The following is an 18,933-nucleotide window of genomic DNA, read 5'->3' as shown; positions in this document are numbered from 1 at the left end:
CGGCGCCGTCTCAGGCGGGCGACCCCAGCAGCGGGGGAGCCAGCCGGCGGGTCAGCGCCGGCACCAGCTCGACCAGCCGGTGCACCCGGTGCGCGGTGATCCCGGGCGGCGCGGGCGCCAGCGGGATCAGCAGATCCGACGGGTCGGGCTGGGCGGTCGCCGCTTCGGCCCGCGGGTCGCTGTGCAGCCACAGCGCGAGCATGTAGAGGCCCGGCACCGACAGCAGATGCGGCTGGTACGTGGCCGGGAGCGTCTCCGCCTGCCGCAGCGCCCGTTCGGTGGAGGCCAGGTACGGGCCTTCGGAGAAGCGGGAGAACACCCAGCCGTCCGGCGTCGCCACCGTCTCGCCCGCGGCCGCCACGGTGGCGCCCGACCTGATATGGAACCGCCAGCCGGTCAGCCGCGCCTGGGGCAGGCCGCCGGGCACCGGTGCCGGTTCGAAAACATGGACGGGCAGCGGGTGTTCGGCTTCCAGCGGCCCTTCGGCGGTACGCAGCGCCGGGGTCCGGATCTCCAGGACCGCGGCGGGCGAACTGAGCGCGGCCAGGACGCTCAACAGGGCGGGGGCAGGTGCTGGCGGGACAAGCAGCGGCATGATGTCGCCTCTCACTGGGAGACAAACAGTGGTGCGCGGGCGGGTGCGGACGGCGCAGTCGATGCAGGGCGGACTCCTGCTCCGGCACGTCCGGCGAGGGCGGATATTTTGCCTGGTGCGCGGAGTTTATACGACGCGTGTTCGCTCCGTGTTTCATCTAGTCGCTGCCAGTATTACGCGCAAGGCGAGAATTCGCCTTCTTCTGCGGGGGTGGCCACGACAATCCCGCAGGGTATGGGGCGGCGGGCGCGTTTTCCTGCCCGCCAGGGACGGCTGGAACGCAACCGTCTATTCGCCGCGACTTTACCCGGGGCCGGAGACAAGCGAATGTGCCACTGGAACGTGCGCGTGAGAGTGCTATGCCAAGCGTAGCGTGCCGAACGGGTCGGGTACGGCGTTATCGATCATTTGGGTGGGCATCCTCTCAACGGAACCGGACCCCGGCCGGACGACGAAGGGACGCGTCGATGGGCGAGAAGGTCGTTGCCAGCGTGTTCGACCTGGCCGACCGCCGGCTGCACCGGCGCAAGCTGCAGCAGTGCCTGGTGGGGCTGGAGCGGCTGCTGGACGAGGGGCGGTTCGACCGGCCGCGCAATCTGATGGGACTTGAGATCGAGTTGAATCTAGCGGATTCGCACGGCCTGCCCCGCATGATGAACGAAGAGGTGCTGGAGCGCATCGCCAGCCGGGATTTCCAGACCGAGCTGGCTCAGTTCAATATTGAAGTGAACATCGCGCCGCACCGGCTTTCCGGCCGGGTCCTCGACCGGCTCGGCGAGGAACTGCGCACCGGCCTCGGCTACGCCGACCGGAGGGCGTCCGAAGTGGGTGCCCGCATCGTCATGGTGGGAATTCTGCCCACCTTGGAGGCACAGGACCTGGTGTCCGCCAATCTGTCCACTGCCGACCGCTACCTGCTGCTCAACGAGCGGATCCTGACGATGCGTGGCGAGGACATCACGCTGGACATCCAGGGGGTGGAGCACCTCGTATACACCTCCGCGTCCATTGCCCCGGAAGCCGCCTGTACCTCCACCCAGATGCATCTGCAGGTGACGCCCGGCAGATTCGCCGGGGTGTGGAACGCGGCGCAGGCGGTGTCCGGGCCGCAGATCGCGGCCGGCGCCAACTCGCCGTTCCTCTTCGGCCGGGAGCTGTGGCGCGAGACCCGCCCGATCCTCTTCCAGCAGGCCACCGACACCCGCCCGCAGGAACTCCGGGCCCAGGGCGTCCGGCCGCTGACCTGGTTCGGCGAGCGCTGGATCGACTCGGTCACCGATCTCTTCGCGGAGAACGTACGGTACTTCCCCGCGCTCCTGCCGATCTGCGAGGACGAGGACCCGCTGCGGGTGCTGGACGACGGGGGAGTGCCGCGCCTGCGTGAGCTGACCCTGCACAACGGCACCGTCTACCGGTGGAACCGGCCGGTGTACGAAGTGGTGGACGGGGTGCCCCACCTGCGGGTGGAGAACCGGGTGATGCCCGCCGGGCCGACCGTCGCCGACGTGCTGGCCAACACCGCCCTCTACTACGGCCTGGTCCGGGCGCTGGCCGACGCGCCGCATCCGGTCTGGCAGCGGATGCCGTTCGGGGCCGCCGCCGCCAACTTCGACGCCGCCTGCCGTTACGGCATCGGCGCCGTGCTGCACTGGCCGCGCGGACGCGGCGGGAGCCTTGCCGAGATCCCGGCCGCCGACCTGCTCCGCGACGAACTGCTGCCGCTGGCCGCGGCGGGGCTCGACGCGTGGGGCATCGACCCGGTGGACCGTGACCACTACCTCGGCATCATCGAGGAGCGCTGCCGGAAGCGCACCAACGGCGCGGAATGGCAGTCCGCGGTCTTCCACCGGATGCTGGAACGCGGCCTGGACCGGCGGCCGGCGCTGGCCGCCATGACGCAGCGGTACCGGGAGTACATGGAGGGCGGCGAGCCGGTGCACACCTGGCCGGTGGCGTGAGGGCGCCCGCGGCGGTCCTCGCGTCACCCGGCACCGTGACTGCGGCTGCGGCTGCTGCTGCTGGGCCTGGGGCTCGGGCTCGGGTCAAGGAGTCTTCGCCGCCGCGCTGGTCGCCGCGGCCACCACCGCCTTCAGCAGCACCGCCTGGATCTGCGCCGGGTCGTTGACGCGGTAGGCGGCGCCGCCGGTGGCCTGGGCGATCTTGTCGCACGCCGACTTGTCGGCGTCCGGGCCGACCGCGATGGCGATCAGCGGCACCGGGTGCGCCGGGTCGTCGAGCGCCTTGAGCTTCGCGGTCAGGGCGCTCAGCGAGATGCTGCCCGGGTCCTCGTTGGCCCCGTCGGTCAGGATCACCACCGCGTTGAACTTGCCGTTCACATACGACGAACCGGCGTCCTGATAGACCGCGAGCGCGGTGTCGTACAGACCGGTCGAGCCGTCCGGCACCGGCTTCAGCGCCTTGAAGGCGGCACTGAGCAGGTCCCGGCGGGTCCTGCCGCCGGAGGGGTCGCCGAGGCGGCCGGCCGGGACCACCTTCTGGTAGTCGCGTGCGCCGTCCAGGCGGGTGGAGAAGCGCCAGAGTCCGATCTCGTCCTGGTCGGTGAACTGACCCAGCGCCTGCTGCAACGAGGCCTTGGTGACGTCGAGCCGGCTCTTGCCGCCGGAGCCGGGCACCAGGGTGCCCATCGAGCCGGAGACGTCCACCACCGTGGTGATCCGGGCACTCTGCACGGTGATCTGCCATTCCAGCCGGAGCTTTTGCAGATCGGCCGGCGAGGGGGAGGACGCGGGTGCGGCGGTCACCGGCTGCGGTGCCTGGCCGCCGGCCTGCTGGATGGTGGCCTTCGCCGGGTCGCCGACGGCCGGCCGGAAACCGGCCTCGCCGAGGGCGTGCACCGAGGCGGTCTCCCCGAGCAGGCTCAGGAAGCGGGTGGCGGCCCGCGACTGGTCGATGTCCTGCGCGGTGTCGTCGACCAGCGTGTAGGGGTAGTCGAGCGTCGCGGCGCCGTCCTTGGGATAGAAGAGCCGCAGCGGTGGGCCCGAGCCGCCGTTGTGCGCGTACGCGGCCTGCTCGGAGAGGATCAGCGCCTGACTGTGCTGCGGGTCGGCGAGTTCGGTCTGGGTGGCGCCGCGCGGCAGGGTCGCCTCCGCCTGGGCGGCGGTCGGCGAGGTGCGCTGCGCGAGCAGTCTGGCGGCGCCGGCGGACTGGGTGTCGGTGTCCGCGCTCTCACCGCCCGCGGCGTGCACGATCGAGGCGTTGATCATCGCCAGTGCGAGCATGCCGGTGGAGTTCTTCGCCGGATCGGGAGTGCCGACGCGCAACCGTGTCGTCGCCGCGGCGCCGGCGAACTCCGCCCAGCTGTACGTCCTGGTCGGCCAGCCCAGCCCGTCGGCCGGTGCCTGCAGCACCCCCACCACCACCGGGGACAGCGCGACCGATCCCATCGGCGAGAGCGGCAGGCCCTGACCGGAGTTGACGATCTGGCTGACCCAGAGACTGTCGTCCGGGATCCACACCGTGAAGCCGGGCCGGTGGGTGCTACCGGGCGCCGACGGCTTCCCGCTTCCCGCGAGTTCGGCTGCGACCTGCGCGGATTCGCGTGCGGTGACCCGTACGTCGAGGCAGCGGCCGTCGGTGAGCGTATGGTCGGCGCGGGCCTCGTCGGCGATCTTGCCGAGAGTGGGGGCGATGTCGGGGGAGGCGACGGCGGTGATCCGTACCGTGCCGTCGTGGCAGGCGCCGCCGACCGGCAGCAGATTGCCGCGCAGCACCCCGAAGGCACCGGCGCCGACGGCGAGGACCAGAATCGTGGTCAGCACCGTGGTCCGGCCGCGATGGCGTACCGGCCCGCCGCCTGGCCCTCCCCGCGACGAGGGCTGGTGGGAAGGGGATAGCCGGTGACGTCCCATGCGGCCGTGCCTCTCCTGCGATGCTCCGAACGTTGGGGGGTGGCTCCCTGCCGCGGAGCCCGATCTTCGTATCTTTTTCCGGAAGACCCTAATCGCGCGCGGACCGCGCTGAAGCGGGATGACGATATTGGAGGGCCGCGTGCACGCACAGTCATACGAGGTGGAGACGCGTACAGAACCCCGCATGCTGCGCAGCGAGACCCTGATCGTCCTGGCGCTCTCGCTCGGTGCGAGCGGGGTCTCCGCGCTGATCAGCTTCATCGGCTCCGTCACCAGGCCCGGTGCGCTGAAGAACCAGGCGGCCACCCTCGTCGGCTCGCAGGCACCCGGGCGGCCGTGGCTCGACCTGGCCTGGCAGCTCTTCGGCATCGCCAGCTCGCTCGCCCCGGTGGCGCTGGTGGCCCATCTGCTGGCCAGGGAGCGGGTCGGCATGCCGGCGATCGGCTTCGACCTGACCCGGCCGCGCCGCGATCTGGCCTGGGGAGCGCTGGTGGCCGCCGTCATCGGCGGTACCGGGCTGGCCTTCTACCTCGGCGTGCGGGCGGCCGGCTTCAACCTCACGGTGGTGCCGGAGTCGCTGCCGGACGTGTGGTGGAAGATCCCGGTGCTGATCGCCTCCGCGGCGCAGAACGCGGTGCTGGAGGAGGTGATCGTGGTCGGCTATCTGCTGCGCAGGCTCAGCCAGTTGGGCTGGTCGCCGAACGCGGCCCTGGCGGCCAGCGCGATGCTGCGCGGCTCGTACCACCTCTATCAGGGGCTCGGCGGCTTCGTCGGCAACATGGCGATGGGCGTCGTCTTCGTGCTGCTCTACCGGCGCTGGGGCCGGGTCGGGCCGCTGGTGGCCGCGCACACCCTGATCGACACGGTGGCCTTTGTCGGGTACGCGCTGCTGGCCGGCAAGGTGGGGTGGCTGCCGACGGGCTGAGCGGGCTTACGGGACGGCGTGCAGTTCGCCGTCCACCACGGTGACGGCGGAGCCGGTGATCAGGACGCGGTCGCCGCTCAGGCGGGTGGTGACCAGCCCGGTGCGGGCCGACGCCTGGAGGCCGACCAGGCGGTCGCGGCCCAGGCGGCGCGACCAGAAGGGGGCGAGTGCGGTGTGCGCGCTGCCGGTGACCGGGTCCTCGTCGACGCCGACCGCCGGGAAGAAGCCGCGCGAGACGAAGTCGTAGCCGCTGCCGGGGCCGGCGGCCGGGGCGGTGGCGATCACCCCGCGGCGCGACAGCCGGGCCAGGGCGGGGAAGTCGGGCGCGAGCGCGCGTACCGTCGCCTCGTCGGCGACCTCGACCAGCAGGTCGCCGCAGTCAGGGCCGGTGTCCAGTACGGACAGCGGCTCCGCGCCCAGCGCCCGCGCGAGGCCGGCCGGAACTTCTTCCGGCGTCAGCGGCGCGGCCGGGAAGTCCAGGGTGATCGTGCCGTCGCCCTGCGCCGAGGTGGACAGCGCTCCGGCGCGGGTGCGGAACCAGACCGTGCCGTGCGCGGTGCCGGTGGTCCGCATGACGTGCGCCGTGGCGAGCGTGGCGTGCCCGCACAGCCCCACCTCGGTGACGGGGGTGAACCAGCGCAGCGCCCAGTCGGCGTCCGGTGCGTCCTCCAGCGGGTGGGCGAAGGCGGTCTCGGAGAGATTCAGCTCGGCCGCGACCTGCTGCATCCAGCGGTCGCCGGGAAACCCGTCGGCGCCCAGCAGTACCACCCCCGCGGGATTGCCGGCGAACGGGCGGTCGGTGAAGGCGTCGACGATTCGGATGCGCATGCGGTGAGCCTAGGCCGTGTCCGGCCCATCCCGCCCGCCCCGCGGCGTCTGTGACGGCCTTGGGGCGGCCTGGGGGTTCCAGCCCGGTGCCCTGTGGCAGTGATGTCTGACCGTGGTCAGCGGAGTGTGACCGCGGGGCCGCTGCTGACCGTTTTCTGGGCGACGTCCTCGGGAAATCGGCGTCCAGCTGGTCCCCGTCTCACATGGTCTGGTCCGATCCGCCGGGCACCTCGGAGGATCTGGTCCGCCAGAGCTGTCAGCAGGTGTCGGATCCGGGGGGTTCCGTGACATGCGTGTCCTGGGAGTCGGTCCGCAGGGAGCGTGCCACATCGGCGACGTGCTGTGCCTGGGCAGCGGACAGACGCCGTGCCTCCCACAGCAGTGCTGCGGCATCTGCCGCCTCCGTCGGCGGAGGCGGCGGAAGCTCGGGCAGATCGACGCCCGTCAGCGCGGCAAGGTCGCGTGCGTCCATCCCCAGCAGGGCGGCGAAGTCCGTCACCAAGCGCGGGGTCAACTCCTCGCGGCCAGAGCCGATCACACCGTAAGTGGCCGCCGACAGATACGTGGGCGTCACCAACGCGAGAGCCTTCGCCATGCCCGTCCAGTCCAGATTGCGGTACTGGAGCATGCGGACGACCCCCTTTCCCGGACCGCCGGCGAGGGGCATGAACAGCGATGCACGGGAAAGCCTGAAGCACCTTCCGGACCGCAGACCGACTCATCACCGGCCTGTCTGATCTGCGAAGTCGTCCTGCCAGCGGTAGAGGTCGCGCAGCAGGGAGATCTCGGCGCCGTGATGGATCAGCTCCCTGTTGACGTGCAGGACCCTGTTCTCCATGGGAAACCGCTCGGGACCCACCGTGGGCGGATTGTCCAGGTCAGCGTCCGAGAGCTCGCGGACCCCCGCGTTCCATCTCCCATACATCTCATCGAGCTGTTCCAGCGCCTCGTCAGCGGTCCCCGCGTAGGCGAATGTCTGGGAGTCGACGTCCTGGCCGCCGAAGTACCATCCGACCCGATAGCCCAGGCACGAGACGATGATGTGCGCCAGCCGCCAGGCAATCGTGGTCACCGGTGCCGGCACCGGGGCAGGGGACGCGGAGTCCATCGTCCATTCCCCCGAGCCTTCCACCATCGGTGCGGCCGACGTGCCACGTGGGCGGAGGCTCCAGCAGCCGCGCACCGGCTCCCAGAGGTATTCCTCGTCGGTAAGACCGTCCAGCCGTGGCCGCAGGTTCTTGCGCCAGTACCAGTCCAACTGCTCCGCGAGCCGCTCGCTTCGTGTCATCGCCGCACACTACAGACCCATCGGGCAGAGTGATCGTCGCCGTCTGCGGTCCTCCTCCACTGTCACGAACCCCGCAGACAGTCATCCCTCACTGTCACAGAAGTCCCTTGACCGGCCTTCGCCGGCAATCGATCAACACCCACTGACACAGGTCAGACATGCCTGGCGGGGGGGGGTTGTCAGGCGATCGGTTCCGATATATCGTTGAGCTGTCGCGAACGATCAACGATGGAAGGAGCGACATCATGCGTTCCCAAGGACACGAGCATGGACATGGAGCCGGCCGCGGGCACTGCGGGCCCGGCCATCACGGGTGGGGCGAGCGGGAGAGCCTGCGAGCCGCATTCGCACAGTTCGGGCCGCCGTTCGGCGGACCCTTCGGGCCCGGCGGAGGCCGGGGGCGCGGGGGACCGCGCGGCCGGGCGCGGCGTGGCGACGTACGCGCGTCGATCCTGGCGCTGCTGAAGGACCGCCCGATGCACGGCTACGAGATGATCCAGGAGATCGCCGAGCGCAGCGGCGGCGCGTGGCGGCCGAGCCCCGGCTCGGTCTACCCGACGCTGCAGCTGCTGGAGGACGAGGGCCTGATCACCAGCGTGAGCGAGGGCGGCAAGAAGCTCTTCACGCTCACCGAGGCAGGGACCACCGAGGCCGAAGCCGCCCCGGACGCCCCCTGGGAGGACGCCGGCCGCGGAGTCGACTGGGACTCCCTCAACGAAATAAGGAAGGCGGGCGGCGGCCTCGTCGAAGCCTTCCGCCAGGTCTGGGCCACCGGTACGCCCGAGCAGCGCGACAAGGCGCTGGTCGTGGTGAACGAAGCCCGCAAGAAGCTGTACCTGATCCTCGCCGAGGCCGAAGAGGACAGCACGGAGGACTGACCGGAGCGCCGGACAGTCTGACGGCCGGGCAACCGGCTGACGGGCCGGCCAACGGTCCGCATCGAGCCGGCCGGGGCATCACGCCCTGGTCCGGCTCGATCCGCGTATCAGCAGCCGGGTTGGGACGATCCGCGGCTCGGCCTCCAGCTTGACCTTCGTCGGGCCCGCGTCCAGCAGCCCGCGCAGCGCCGCCACCGCCTGCTCGCCCAGCGCCCGCTGGTCCTGCGCCACGGTCGTCAGCGCCGGCCTGACCAGCGCCGCCGCGTCGATGTCGTCGAAGCCGACCACCGCGAGGTCGCGCGGCACGGCAAGCCCCGCGTCGGCCGCCGCGTGCATCGCGCCGATCGCCATCTGGTCACCCGCCGCGAAGATCGCGGTGGGCGGCTCCGCCGCCCGCAGCAGTTCGCGGGCCGCCGCCTCCCCGCTGGCCAGGAAGAAGTCGCCCTCCGTCACGTACTGCGGCGGGACCGCGAGCCCGAGCCGCTCGCAGGCGCGCCGGTAACCCGCCAGCCGTTCGGCGGCCGGCGGCAGGTGCAGCGGCCCGGTGATGGTGGCGATCCGGCGGTGACCGAGCCCGTAGAGGTGGTCGACCGCGGCCTCGGCGCCGGCCGCGTTGTCCGAACTGACCCGTACCGTACGGGGACCGGTGAAGCCGGTGTCGATACCCGCGCACGGCACATTGGACGCGGCGAGCACCCGCAGACAGCGGTCGTCGGGCGGCGTGGTCAGGACGATCACGCCCTCCAGATTGTGCCGCCGCACCGCCTGCAGATAACTGCCGTCCGGATCCTCGGCAGCCGGCGTGGTCAGCAGCATCAGGTGGTAGTCGGCCTCGGAGAGCGCGGTACGCACCGCGCTCAACAGGCCGAGCAGAAAGGGGTTGTGCAGCCCGCGCGCCTCCTGGCCGCTGTCCCAGATCAGCCCGATGGTGTCCGAGCGCCGCCGCACCAGCGTGCGGGCCGGCTCGTTCGGCGCGTAGCCCAGCTCGATCGCCAGCCGCCGGATGCGCTCGCGGGTGGCCTCGCTCACCTCGGCCCGGTCGTTCAGCGCGCGTGACACGGTGGCGGTAGAAACCCCGCTTCGGCGGGCCAATTCACGGATGTTCACGAAATACCCGTTCTGCGCGAGGGACATGACCGTATGGGGTTAACACCTGGTGGCAAGCGTGCGGCAAAACGGCTCCTGCGTACAGTCTTGACGATCCGTGAGAACGGGGGACAGACTTCCGGCCGATCGGAAACGTTTACGGCACTCGGTCCCCATGCCGGGACCCCGAACAGGAACGGGACTCCTGCGATGCCAACAAACGCACGACGACTGCCACGCCCACGCCTCAGAGGCATCCTCACGCTCGCCACCACCGCGGCATGTGTCGCGGCGGTCGCGTCGGTACCGGCCCAGGCCGGCGACAATCCGACGTACACCAATCCGAACGCCCCCATCGATGTGCGGGTCCACGATCTGCTGAAGAGGATGACACTCGCCGAGAAAATCGGCCAGATGGACCAGATATCCGTGGTCAACATGCAGGGCGACTGCCAGTGGAGCGGTGGCGAATTCACCGAGTCCTGCATGAAGAGCGTTCTCGTCGACAATGCGGCCGGTTCCGTACTGTCCGGCGGCGGCGCGGGACCGGCCGTCAACACCCCGGAGAACTGGGCGAAGATGGTGAACACCGTGCAGAAGTACGCGGTGGACCACTCCCGCCTGCACATCCCGGTCATCTACGGGGTCGACGCCGTGCACGGCCACAACAACGTGCTGGGCGCCACGATCTTCCCGCAGGAGATCGGCCTCGGCTCGACCTGGGACCCGGCGCTGGTCAAGGACGCCGGTGCCTCGACGGCCGAGGCGGTCGCCGCCACCGGGATCGACTGGAACTTCGCCCCGGTCGCCGACATCGCCCGCGACCAGCGCTGGGGCCGCTACTACGAGACCTTCGGCGAGGACCCGCTGCTGGCCGGCACGCTGGCCGCCTCCGCCGTCAAGGGCATCCAGGGCGCCGGCGGCGCCAAGGACGTGGCCGCCACCGTCAAGCACTTCGGCGGCTACGGCGAGCCCGGCAACGGCCACGACCGGGTGCCGGGCGATGTGTCGATCCGCTATCTGCAGGACACCCTGCTGCCCTCGTACAAGCAGGCCATCGACGCCGGCGCCAAGTCGGTGATGGTCAACTCCGGTGCCATCAACGGCATTCCGGCCACCGCGTCGCACTACCTGCTGACTGATGTGCTGCGGCGCCAGTGGGGCTTCGACGGCGTCGAGGTCAGCGACTGGCAGGACGTACGGGCGCTGCAGACCTCCTACCACGTCGCCGCCGACTACCCCGAGGCCATCGCCAAGGCGGTCAACGCGGGCCTGGACATGGCGATGGAGCCGTACGACGCCCAGGGCTGGAGCGACGGGCTGAAGACCGCCGTGCAGCGCGGACTGGTCTCGGTGAAGCGGATCGACCAGTCGGTGTCGCGGATCTTGACGATGAAGTTCGAACTCGGCCTCTTCGAACACCCCTATGTGGACGCGTCGAAGGCCAATGGCCGGGTGCTCGGCGCCGACACCGGCCTGGCGCGGCAGGCGGCCGACGAGTCGCAGGTGCTGCTGCGCAACGACGGGAACGTGCTGCCGATCCCGTCGTCCGCCAAGAAGATCGTCGTGGCCGGCTCCTACGCCGACGACATCAACGACCAGGTCGGCGGCTGGACCGTCGGCTGGCAGGGCGTGCCCGCCGGGGTGACGCTGCCCGGCACCACCGTGCTCCAGGGCATCAAGAAGGCGGCGCCCTCCGGCACCCAGGTGGTGCGGGCCACGACCGCGGACGACGCGGTGGTCCAGGCCAAGAGCGCCGATCTGACCGTGGTGGTGGTCGGTGAGAAGGCCGCCGCCGAGGGCAGCGCGGACAGCCCGCGGCCGGAACTGAGCGCCGACCAGGTGGCGTTGGTGAAGTCGCTGAAGGCGACCGGCAGGCCGGTGGTCACCGTGGTGCTCGCCGGACGCCCGCTGGTGCTCGGCGACGCGGACGGCACCCAGGGTCTGCTGATGTCGTGGCTGCCCGGCAGCGAGGGCGGAAACGCCGTCGCCGACGTGCTGTTCGGCAAGGTGAACCCGAGCGGCCGGCTCAACGCGACCTGGCCCAAGGACATCGGCAACGAGCCGATGTACTACCAGCAGCTGCCCGGCACCAACGCGGGCCCCGAGTCCTTCGTGGACGCGGCCTACCCGTTCGGGTCCGGCCTGTCGTACACCTCGTACAGCTTCGACTCGGTGAAGGCCGGCTCGGCCACCGCACGGACCAAGGACACCATCCACCTGAAGGTGGCAGTCACCAACTCCGGTGCCCGCGCCGGTGACCTGGTGGTGCCGGTGTACGTGTCCCGGCCGTCGGACGACGTGCTCTCGCCGTCCCGGAAACTGGTCGCCTTCACCCGGGTGCACCTCAGCGCCGGGCAGTCCGGCACCGTGAACCTCGATGTGCCGCCGAGCCGCCTCGCGGTGACGCCGGGTGACATCGACGGCGCAGGCAAGCAGCAGGTGGAGCGCGGGGAGTACGTCTTCACCGCCGGCACCCGGACGGTGACGGTGACGGTGCGCTGATCACCGCCGGCCGGGGCGGAACCGTCCCGGCCGGCCGGCTCCGTGCCGGGCCCGGGCGGGTTGCACCGCCCGGGCCCGGCCTGTGCTGTCTGATGGACCCCGTTACGGTCGGGCGGACGACGGGAGGACCCTCATGGGCGACGGTGACCGGACGGGCGGCGGTACGGGACCGGTGGACGACGCGGAGCTGCTGGCGCGGCTGCGGGCGGCGCCGGTGCTGGCGGGACCGCTGCCGGAGTTCGACCCCGGGCAGGCGCCCGGCACCCCCGGGCCGCTCTTCGCCCAGTGGCTGGACCGCGCGCTGGCGGACGGGGTGCCGGAACCGGGCGTCGTCACGCTCAGCACCGCCGGGGCGGACGGGACGCCCAGCGCCCGGGTGCTGATGCTGCGCGGCATCGACACCTCCGACTGCGCCTTCGACTTCGCCTCCGACTCCCGCAGCCCCAAGGGCCTCGACCTGGCGGTCAACCCGGTGGCCGCGCTGACCTGGTACTGGCCCGCGCACGGCCGGCAGATCCGGCTGGCGGGACCCGTCAGCGTCCGCGGGCCCGAGGACACCCGGCGGGACTTCCTCGGCCGCAGCGAGACCGCCAGGGCCGCGGCCCTCGTCGGGCGGGTGAGCGCACCGCTGAGGGACGCGGGGGAGTACGAGCGGGCGATGCGGGTGGCGCGGGAGCAGGTGGCGGCCGAACCGGAACGTGTCCCCGCCACGCACGCGCTCTACCGGCTGCGCGCACGGGAGGCGGAGTTCTGGCAGGGCAACCCGGTGCCCTTCCATCTGCGGCTGCGCTACGAACGCGACGGGGACGGCTGGACCCGGAACTTGCTGTGGCCATGACGCGTCCCCCGCGCCGCGGCGGCCCGGGGGGCCGGTGTCAGCGGCCTGGCCGACCCGCTTGACGCGCCCGCCGCCGGCCCCGGCTGCCGGGCCGGGAGAGCGCCGCGGGCGGCCGGCGCCGATGTCAGCGGCTACTGGGATGACGGTCCTGTCGTGAGCTGACATCATGTCCCGATGTACGCAACTCGGGGCAGCAGCAGAGGACTCGGGCTCGCCCTCGTGTCCGCCTGCGCATTCGGCGGGTCGGGGGTGGCGGCCAAGCCGCTGATCGAGGCGGGGTTCGACCCGCTGGCGGTGGTCTGGATGCGGGTGGCCGGCGCAGCCCTCATCCTGCTGCCCGTCGCCCTGCGCGACCGCACCCTGCCCCGGGCACGGCCCGGACTGCTGCTCGGCTTCGGCGCACTCGGCGTCGCGGGCTGCCAGGCGCTGTACTTCGTGGCCATCTCCCGGATACCGGTCGGCGTCGCGATCCTGGTCGAGTACCTCGGTCCCGCGATGCTCCTCGGCTGGGTGCGGTTCGTGCAGCGCCGGCCGGTCAGCCGTGCCGCGGTCGTCGGCGTGGTGCTGGCGGTGGCCGGCATGGCGTGCGTCGTGGAGATCTGGTCCGGCCTCGCCTTCGACGCGATCGGACTGCTCTGCGCCTTCGGAGCGGCCTGCTGCCAGGTCGCCTACTTCGTGCTGGCCGACCACGGCGCCCAGCAGGAGGACGCACCGGACCCGGTGGCCGTCATCGCCTACGGACTGCTGGTCGGCACGGTGGTGCTGACCGCTTTCGCCCGGCCGTGGACCATCGACTTCCCGGCACTGGCCCACCAGGCGGCGCTGGGGGACCGCGAGGTCCCCTCGGTACTGCTGCTCGCCTGGATCGTGCTGGTGGCGACCGTCGTCGCGTATCTCTCCGGCGTGCTCGCGGTACGGCGGCTCAGCCCGCCGGTCGCCGGGGTGGTGGCCTGCATCGAGGCCGTGGTCGGGACCGTGCTCGCCTGGTTCCTGCTCGCCGAGCACCTGGGCGCCGCCCAGTTGGCGGGCGGCACGCTCGTCCTCGCCGGGGCGTTCACCGCGCAGACATCGGCGGCCGGTGCGCCGCCGCGGGCGGACGGCCCCGAAGTCGCCCAGTCCCGGCAGGATCCGACGCTCGGCCCGCAGCCGGCGGTCAGGACCGAGGGACAGGGTGCGGACGTGCCCTCCACCGTGCTTCCGCCTCCCGCCCGCTGACGCGGGCGGCGCGACCAGTTGAGAGACCGGCCGGCACCCGGTGTCCGACGACGCGGGTGAACCGGGTGGTGAGTGCTGTCCGCAGACGGTGACGAGACCGATCGCACCTCTTGCGCGGGAGAACACTGGTGTCACTCATCCCTGCCCGGCCTGCCGGGCTGTCGACCGGCCGCGGGCTGGTCTACGTCGTCTTCGCCGCCACCGCCTGGGGAACCGCGGGCGCCGCGGCGGCTCTGCTCTACGACGGCAGCGGCCTGGGGCCGCTCGCCCTCACCTTCTGGCGCGCCGCCGGCGGCTTCGTGCTGCTGCTCGCGGTGCGGTGTTTGCGTTCCCGCGGCGGCCCGGCGCGGGCGGTGCTTCCGGTGCTTCCGGTGTTTCCGGCACGTTCCGGGGCGCGGGGCCGGCGCGGCGCGGTGCGGATCCTCGCCACCGGTGCCGGGCTCACGCTCTTCCAGGCCGCGTACTTCGCTGCGGTCAAGTCCACCGGGCTCGCCGTCGCGACGGTGGTCACCCTCGGTTCCGGGCCGGTACTGATCGCGCTGGCGGCCCGGCTGACGATGGGCGAACGCCTCGGCCGGGGCGGCGCCGCGGCGGTCTGCGGCGCGCTCGCCGGACTGGCCGTGCTGGTCCTGGGCGGCGGCGGAACGGCGGTCCGGCCGGCCGGGGTCGTCCTGGCGGTGCTGTCGGCCGCAGGCTACGGCGGAATCACCCTGCTGACCCGGTGGTTCGGGGTCCGCGGCGCGGCCGGCGACCCGCTGGACACCTCGCTGTGGTCCTTCGGCATCTGCGCGCTCCTGATGCTGCCGGCCGCGCTCCGCGAAGGCATGTGGCCGGCCGCGGCCGGCATCGGCCGCACCCTGCTGCTCCTCGGCTATCTGGCCACGATCCCGACCGCGGTGGCCTACGGCCTGTATTTCGCGGGCGCCGCGGTGCTGCGGTCCGCGACGGTGTCGGTGATCGCCCTCATCGAACCGGTGTCGGCGGCGGTGATCGCGGTGGGCCTGCTCGGCGAACACCTCACCGCCGCCACCCTGGCCGGGACGGTGATCCTGCTGGTCGCGGTGGCGGCGCTGGCCTGGGAGGAGGCATACGGCGACCGTCCGGTGGCGGTCCCGGCCGGCGGCTGAGGCGGCCCGCTGGGCCGGGCCGCCGCGGCGGTTCAGTCGTCGGCGTGGGTGTCCCGCGCCGCCAGCCGCCGCAGCTGGTGGGCGCGGGCCGCCGCGTCGTGCGGGGCGGCCCGCTCGGCGAGCAGACCGGTGACCCGGCGCTGGACCGCGGCGGGCTTGTTGCCGCCGAACTTGAACTTGGCCCGCACCTCGGTGATGTCCAGCCGGATGCCGCGCAGCCCGGGCAGCATCCTCCCGAACGGCTCCTGGCCCGGCACGACCGGTGCGGTGCCGCCACCGGGCTGGAAGTGGGCGACCTGACGGCGCAGCAGTTCGGCCTTCTGCCCGGGGTCGTCCAGGACGCTCGCGACGCCGAGCAGCTGGACGGCCGCGTAGAAGCTGGTGGGCGTGCCGCGGTCGGTGGGCTCGTCCAGCGGGGCGTGCCAGGGGCCGGGTATGAAGGCGTAGTCGTCCACCACGCTCAGGGTGACCCGCGGGTTCGCCGCCAGTGCGGGCCACAGCGGGTTGGGGCGGGCGAGGTGCAGCAGTACCTCGCCGTGCGCACCGGGCGCGGGGTCGTAGAGGAAGTGGGTGGGCTGGACGAACGGCGGTTCGCTGTCCGGGCCGTTCACCGCGAGCTGGCCGAAGTCGTGGGCGGACAGCCAGTCGCGCCACTCGCTGTCGTCGGCCGGGGCGTCCCAGGGGTGGATCAGCACGGGGATTCCTCCCGGACGGTGCCGCGCGGGCCGGCCGGCGACAGATAGGCGGGCAGCGGGGTCGAGGGGTCCAGGCCGTCGGCGGGCAGCGGCGTCCCGTAGGTGCTCGCGACCGGGACCAGCCCGCTCCAGTACGGGAGCGCGAGATCCTCGGGGTCGTCCTGGGGGCCGCCGGCCCGGACCTTCGCGGAGACCTCGCGCAGGTCCAGCCGGATCACCGTGGTGGCGGCCAGCTCTTTGGCGTTGGCCCGGCGGGAGTCGGTGGACCGGCCGGGCACCGCCTGCTCCACGATCGCGTCCAGGGCGACCGCCCGCTCCCCGGGGTCGGTGACCTGGTGAGCGGTGCCGTGCACCACCACCGAGCGGTAGTTGACCGAGTGGTGGAAGGCGGACCTGGTCAGCACCAGGGCGTCGACGTGGGTGACGGTCAGGCAGACCGGCAGCCCCGGGCCCGCCCCGCGCAGGGGGCGCGATCCGGTCGAGCCGTGCACGTACAACCGCTCGCCGTGCCGGGCGTAGAGGGTGGGCAGCACCACGGGCGCGCCGTCCCGGACGAAACCGAGGTGGCAGAGATAGCCCTCGTCGAGGATGGCGTGGACGAGCGCGCGGTCGTACGAGGCCCGTTCCCGCAGGCGGGTCGGGGTCACGCGGTCGGTGACCGGATAGCCGGGGGAGGGGGCGGGGGCAGGATCGGGGGAGGGCACGGGTTCAGGTCCGGGAGACGTCGCGGAAACCATGGCGCGTTCCTTTGTACTAGTGCATAATCTCTTTTGTGCTAGGAGAGTATCGAATCCAGGGCAGGGGCGCATCGGAAATCGCGGCCGACGTCGAGGGCGCGGTCGGCTCGGGCGTGCTCCGCCCCGGTGACGCGCTGCCGCCGCTGCGCGAGCTCGCCCGGGAGCTCGACGTCAACCCCAACACCGTCGCGTCCGCCTACCGGTTGCTCCGCGACCGCGGCGTGATCGAGACGGCCGGCCGCCGCGGCAGCCGCATCCGCTCCCGGCCGGCCACCTCCCCGCGCGACGAGATCGGCGTCGATGTCCCGCCCGGTGTCCGCGACCTGTCCCGGGGCAACCCCGACACCGCCCTGCTGCCGTCACTGGCCGCAGCACTCGCCGAGGTCGCCGCGGACCACGACCGCGCTCCGGTGCTCTACGGCGAACCGCCCGTCGATGCCGGACTGGCCCGTCTCGCCCGGGCCGGCCTCGACGCCGACGGCGTGCCGGACGGCCCGATCGGCGTCACCTCGGGCTCCCTCGACGCCATCGAACGGGTACTCGCCGCCCATCTCCGTCCCGGTGACGCGGTGGCCGTCGAGGACCCGGGCTGGGGCAGCCTGCTCGACCTCGTACCGGCTCTCGGACTGCGCCAGGTCCCGGTCGCGGTGGACGACGAGGGCCCGGTCGCCGCCGAGGTCGCCCGCGCCCTCGACGCCGGAGTGCGCGCCCTGATCGTCACCGACCGGGCCCAGAATCCCACCGGCGCCGCCCTGTCCGCCGGCCGCGCCGCCGAGCTGCGCCGGTCGCTGGCCGCCCACCGCCAGGTGCTGGTCATCGACGACGACCACGCGAGCGGCCTGGTCGACGTACCCCTGCACTGCCTCTCCGGTGCCACCGACCACTGGGCGCTGGTCCGTTCCACCGCCAAGGCGTACGGCCCCGACCTGCGGCTGGCGCTGTACACCGGCGACTCCGTCACCGTCGACCGGGTACGCGGGCGGCACCGCCTGGGCGCCGGCTGGGTCAGCCACCTCCTGCAGCGGACCGTCGTCCACCTCTGGTCCTCCGGCGCCGTGGACGCGGCGGCTGTGGCCCGTTCCTACGGCGAACGGCGCGACGCGCTGCTCCAGGCGCTCGCCGGACACGGGATCCCGGCGCACGGACGCAGCGGCATGAACATCTGGATCCCCGTCCCCGACGAGACCGGCACCGTCACCGGACTGCTGCGACGGGGCTGGGCGGTGACGCCCGGCGCCCGCTTCCGGGTGCACTCCGCCCCCGGCGTACGGCTCACCGTCTCCCCGCTCACCCCCGCCGACATCGAGCCACTGGCTGACGCGGTCGCCGCCGTGCTGGCATCGGCCGGCGCCGGCCGCTACGGCTGACCCGCCGCACCGGCCTTGCGTATCGCCCGCGGCCGCAGCTGGGTCAGCGCGGCACCGGCCAGGATCACCACCGCGCCCACCGGCTCGTTCCAGCTCAGCGTCTCGCCGAGGAGCAGCGCCCCGGCCGCGGTGGCCACGATCGGGATCAGATAGGTGACCATGGACCCGATCGTCGGCCCCTTCTCCGCGACCAGGCCGTACTGGATAAGGAAGGCGAAACCGGTGCCGACCGCGCCCAGCGCCAGCACCGACAGCACGGACTTCGCCGGATACGTCTGGGGGAGCGAGGTGAAGAGCGGCGTGACGACCAGCAGTTGCGCCGTCCCCAGCATCAGCTGGGTCGCCGACACCGACAGATGGGAACTGCCGGTGTGTGTGAGGGTCCGCCGCACATACGCCCAGCCGACCGCGTAACTCAGCGCCGCCGTCAGCGCCATCACGGTGCCCTTCGGGTCCTGGCCGGAGAAGCCCTGCCAGGCGCCCAGCACGGTCAGCACGCCGGCGAAACCGATGCCCACCCCGGCGAACCGCTGCCGGGAGGGCCGGTCCTCGGACAGCGCGACAACCGAGACCAGCATCGAGAAGAGCGGGGTGGCCGCGTTGCACATCCCGGCCAGCATCGACGGGATGGTCTGCTCGGCGGTGGCGAAGAGCGAGAACGGCAGCGCGTTCAGCAGGAAGGCGGCCACGGTCAGATGGGCCCAGGTGCGCAGGCCCCGGGGCAGCCGGTCCCGCTTGACCGCGACCGCGCCGGCCAGCACCGCCGTACCGAACACCATCCGGCCCAGGGTGACCTGGAGCGGTGCGAACGCCTCGTTGCCGACTTTCATGAAGAGGAAGCTGAAGCCCCAGACCAGGCCCAGCGCGGCGAAGCGCACCCGCCAGTCCAGCAGCCGGCGCACAGCGACCGCAGGGCCGTTCCCGGTTACGGGTACGGTCACGGCGCCGGCCGCGGTCCGTGTCCCGGGCCCGGTCCCGGC

17 protein-coding genes are annotated in these 18,933 nt (G+C 72.4%); 8 read left to right on the top strand and 9 right to left on the bottom strand.

Features of this window, described 5'->3' with window-relative positions; genetic code table 11:
* Window positions 1-10: 10 nt before the first annotated feature.
* Complete coding sequence (locus OG552_RS02785; RefSeq protein WP_329129258.1) at window positions 11-595, bottom strand: hypothetical protein; 585 nt, start codon at window positions 593-595, stop codon at window positions 11-13.
* Window positions 596-1,062: 467 nt separating this feature from the next.
* Here OG552_RS02785 and OG552_RS02780 point away from each other — a divergent pair, with 467 nt between their 5' ends.
* The gene (locus tag OG552_RS02780) at window positions 1,063-2,553 is read left to right on the top strand and encodes a glutamate--cysteine ligase (protein ID WP_329129256.1); all 1,491 of its coding nucleotides are present in this window, start codon (window positions 1,063-1,065) and stop codon (window positions 2,551-2,553) included.
* Window positions 2,554-2,637: 84 nt separating this feature from the next.
* Here the strand turns inward: OG552_RS02780 and OG552_RS02775 are convergent, their stop codons facing one another.
* Window positions 2,638-4,464, bottom strand: a complete 1,827-nt coding sequence (locus OG552_RS02775; RefSeq protein WP_443070855.1) for a VWA domain-containing protein — start codon at window positions 4,462-4,464, stop codon at window positions 2,638-2,640.
* A 184-nt stretch (window positions 4,465-4,648) separates the two neighbouring features.
* On the opposite strand from OG552_RS02775, the gene OG552_RS02770 reads away from it, so the two are divergent.
* The gene (locus OG552_RS02770; protein WP_443071132.1) at window positions 4,649-5,389 is read left to right on the top strand and encodes a CPBP family intramembrane glutamic endopeptidase; all 741 of its coding nucleotides are present in this window, start codon (window positions 4,649-4,651) and stop codon (window positions 5,387-5,389) included.
* Between the two features lie 6 nt (window positions 5,390-5,395).
* Here the strand turns inward: OG552_RS02770 and OG552_RS02765 are convergent, their stop codons facing one another.
* The 3 genes from OG552_RS02765 to OG552_RS02755 form a co-directional block, all read right to left on the bottom strand.
* On the bottom strand, window positions 5,396-6,217 hold the full coding sequence (locus tag OG552_RS02765) for a PhzF family phenazine biosynthesis protein (protein WP_329129249.1): 822 nt from the start codon (window positions 6,215-6,217) through the stop codon (window positions 5,396-5,398).
* Window positions 6,218-6,473: 256 nt separating this feature from the next.
* Window positions 6,474-6,845: a hypothetical protein gene (locus tag OG552_RS02760; RefSeq protein ID WP_329129248.1), complete on the bottom strand. Its 372-nt coding sequence runs from the start codon at window positions 6,843-6,845 to the stop codon at window positions 6,474-6,476.
* Window positions 6,846-6,938: 93 nt separating this feature from the next.
* Complete coding sequence (locus OG552_RS02755) at window positions 6,939-7,505, bottom strand: DinB family protein (RefSeq protein ID WP_329129247.1); 567 nt, start codon at window positions 7,503-7,505, stop codon at window positions 6,939-6,941.
* A 245-nt stretch (window positions 7,506-7,750) separates the two neighbouring features.
* On the opposite strand from OG552_RS02755, the gene OG552_RS02750 reads away from it, so the two are divergent.
* Complete coding sequence (locus tag OG552_RS02750; RefSeq protein ID WP_329129246.1) at window positions 7,751-8,383, top strand: PadR family transcriptional regulator; 633 nt, start codon at window positions 7,751-7,753, stop codon at window positions 8,381-8,383.
* A 78-nt stretch (window positions 8,384-8,461) separates the two neighbouring features.
* On the opposite strand, the gene OG552_RS02745 is transcribed toward OG552_RS02750, so the two are convergent.
* Complete coding sequence (locus OG552_RS02745) at window positions 8,462-9,517, bottom strand: LacI family DNA-binding transcriptional regulator (protein WP_329129245.1); 1,056 nt, start codon at window positions 9,515-9,517, stop codon at window positions 8,462-8,464.
* 162 nt (window positions 9,518-9,679) lie between these two features.
* Here OG552_RS02745 and OG552_RS02740 point away from each other — a divergent pair, with 162 nt between their 5' ends.
* The 4 genes from OG552_RS02740 (at window position 9,680) to OG552_RS02725 (ending at window position 15,154) form a co-directional block, all read left to right on the top strand.
* Window positions 9,680-11,974: a glycoside hydrolase family 3 N-terminal domain-containing protein gene (locus tag OG552_RS02740; protein WP_329129243.1), complete on the top strand. Its 2,295-nt coding sequence runs from the start codon at window positions 9,680-9,682 to the stop codon at window positions 11,972-11,974.
* A gap of 133 nt (window positions 11,975-12,107) precedes the next feature.
* Complete coding sequence (locus OG552_RS02735) at window positions 12,108-12,812, top strand: pyridoxine/pyridoxamine 5'-phosphate oxidase (protein WP_329129242.1); 705 nt, start codon at window positions 12,108-12,110, stop codon at window positions 12,810-12,812.
* Between the two features lie 174 nt (window positions 12,813-12,986).
* A complete protein-coding gene (locus OG552_RS02730) occupies window positions 12,987-14,027 on the top strand; it encodes an EamA family transporter (protein ID WP_329129241.1) in 1,041 nt (346 codons plus the stop codon).
* Between the two features lie 128 nt (window positions 14,028-14,155).
* Window positions 14,156-15,154 carry a DMT family transporter gene (locus OG552_RS02725; protein WP_329129239.1) on the top strand — a complete coding sequence of 333 codons (999 nt, stop codon included), beginning with the start codon at window positions 14,156-14,158 and terminating at the stop codon, window positions 15,152-15,154.
* A gap of 32 nt (window positions 15,155-15,186) precedes the next feature.
* Here OG552_RS02725 and OG552_RS02720 read toward each other — a convergent pair whose 3' ends face one another.
* Together OG552_RS02720 and OG552_RS02715 are read right to left on the bottom strand one after the other, a co-directional pair.
* Window positions 15,187-15,849 (bottom strand): FMN-binding negative transcriptional regulator, encoded by a 663-nt coding sequence (locus tag OG552_RS02720; RefSeq protein ID WP_329129238.1) that lies wholly within the window; start codon window positions 15,847-15,849, stop codon window positions 15,187-15,189.
* Entirely contained in the window at window positions 15,843-16,586 is a 744-nt protein-coding gene (locus OG552_RS02715; protein WP_329129237.1) for a pyridoxamine 5'-phosphate oxidase family protein, read from the bottom strand. The genes OG552_RS02720 and OG552_RS02715 overlap by 7 nt, the downstream gene beginning before the upstream one ends.
* A gap of 35 nt (window positions 16,587-16,621) precedes the next feature.
* Here OG552_RS02715 and OG552_RS02710 point away from each other — a divergent pair, with 35 nt between their 5' ends.
* Complete coding sequence (locus OG552_RS02710) at window positions 16,622-17,953, top strand: aminotransferase class I/II-fold pyridoxal phosphate-dependent enzyme (protein WP_329129235.1); 1,332 nt, start codon at window positions 16,622-16,624, stop codon at window positions 17,951-17,953.
* On the opposite strand, the gene OG552_RS02705 is transcribed toward OG552_RS02710, so the two are convergent.
* A complete protein-coding gene (locus OG552_RS02705; protein ID WP_329129233.1) occupies window positions 17,944-18,894 on the bottom strand; it encodes a DMT family transporter in 951 nt (316 codons plus the stop codon). The genes OG552_RS02710 and OG552_RS02705 overlap by 10 nt on opposite strands.
* Window positions 18,895-18,933 lie beyond the last annotated feature (39 nt).

The sequence above is a fragment of the Streptomyces sp. NBC_01476 genome (genome assembly GCF_036227265.1).
In the GTDB taxonomy this organism is placed as follows: Bacteria; Actinomycetota; Actinomycetes; order Streptomycetales; family Streptomycetaceae; genus Actinacidiphila.
Note: the sequence above shows the minus strand (reverse complement) of the source record. Positions and strands in the feature narration are given on the sequence as shown.

What these genes read in the sequence shown, in the direction of transcription:
- OG552_RS02785 (WP_329129258.1), bottom strand. Translation starts at nt 595, where the DNA reads ATGCCGCTGCTTGTCCCGCCAGCACCTGCCCCCGCCCTGTTGAGCGTC.
- OG552_RS02780 (WP_329129256.1), top strand. Translation starts at nt 1,063, where the DNA reads ATGGGCGAGAAGGTCGTTGCCAGCGTGTTCGACCTGGCCGACCGCCGG.
- OG552_RS02775 (WP_443070855.1), bottom strand. Translation starts at nt 4,464, where the DNA reads ATGGGACGTCACCGGCTATCCCCTTCCCACCAGCCCTCGTCGCGGGGA.
- OG552_RS02770 (WP_443071132.1), top strand. Translation starts at nt 4,649, where the DNA reads ATGCTGCGCAGCGAGACCCTGATCGTCCTGGCGCTCTCGCTCGGTGCG.
- OG552_RS02765 (WP_329129249.1), bottom strand. Translation starts at nt 6,217, where the DNA reads ATGCGCATCCGAATCGTCGACGCCTTCACCGACCGCCCGTTCGCCGGC.
- OG552_RS02760 (WP_329129248.1), bottom strand. Translation starts at nt 6,845, where the DNA reads ATGCTCCAGTACCGCAATCTGGACTGGACGGGCATGGCGAAGGCTCTC.
- OG552_RS02755 (WP_329129247.1), bottom strand. Translation starts at nt 7,505, where the DNA reads ATGACACGAAGCGAGCGGCTCGCGGAGCAGTTGGACTGGTACTGGCGC.
- OG552_RS02750 (WP_329129246.1), top strand. Translation starts at nt 7,751, where the DNA reads ATGCGTTCCCAAGGACACGAGCATGGACATGGAGCCGGCCGCGGGCAC.
- OG552_RS02745 (WP_329129245.1), bottom strand. Translation starts at nt 9,517, where the DNA reads ATGTCCCTCGCGCAGAACGGGTATTTCGTGAACATCCGTGAATTGGCC.
- OG552_RS02740 (WP_329129243.1), top strand. Translation starts at nt 9,680, where the DNA reads ATGCCAACAAACGCACGACGACTGCCACGCCCACGCCTCAGAGGCATC.
- OG552_RS02735 (WP_329129242.1), top strand. Translation starts at nt 12,108, where the DNA reads ATGGGCGACGGTGACCGGACGGGCGGCGGTACGGGACCGGTGGACGAC.
- OG552_RS02730 (WP_329129241.1), top strand. Translation starts at nt 12,987, where the DNA reads ATGTACGCAACTCGGGGCAGCAGCAGAGGACTCGGGCTCGCCCTCGTG.
- OG552_RS02715 (WP_329129237.1), bottom strand. Translation starts at nt 16,586, where the DNA reads ATGGTTTCCGCGACGTCTCCCGGACCTGAACCCGTGCCCTCCCCCGAT.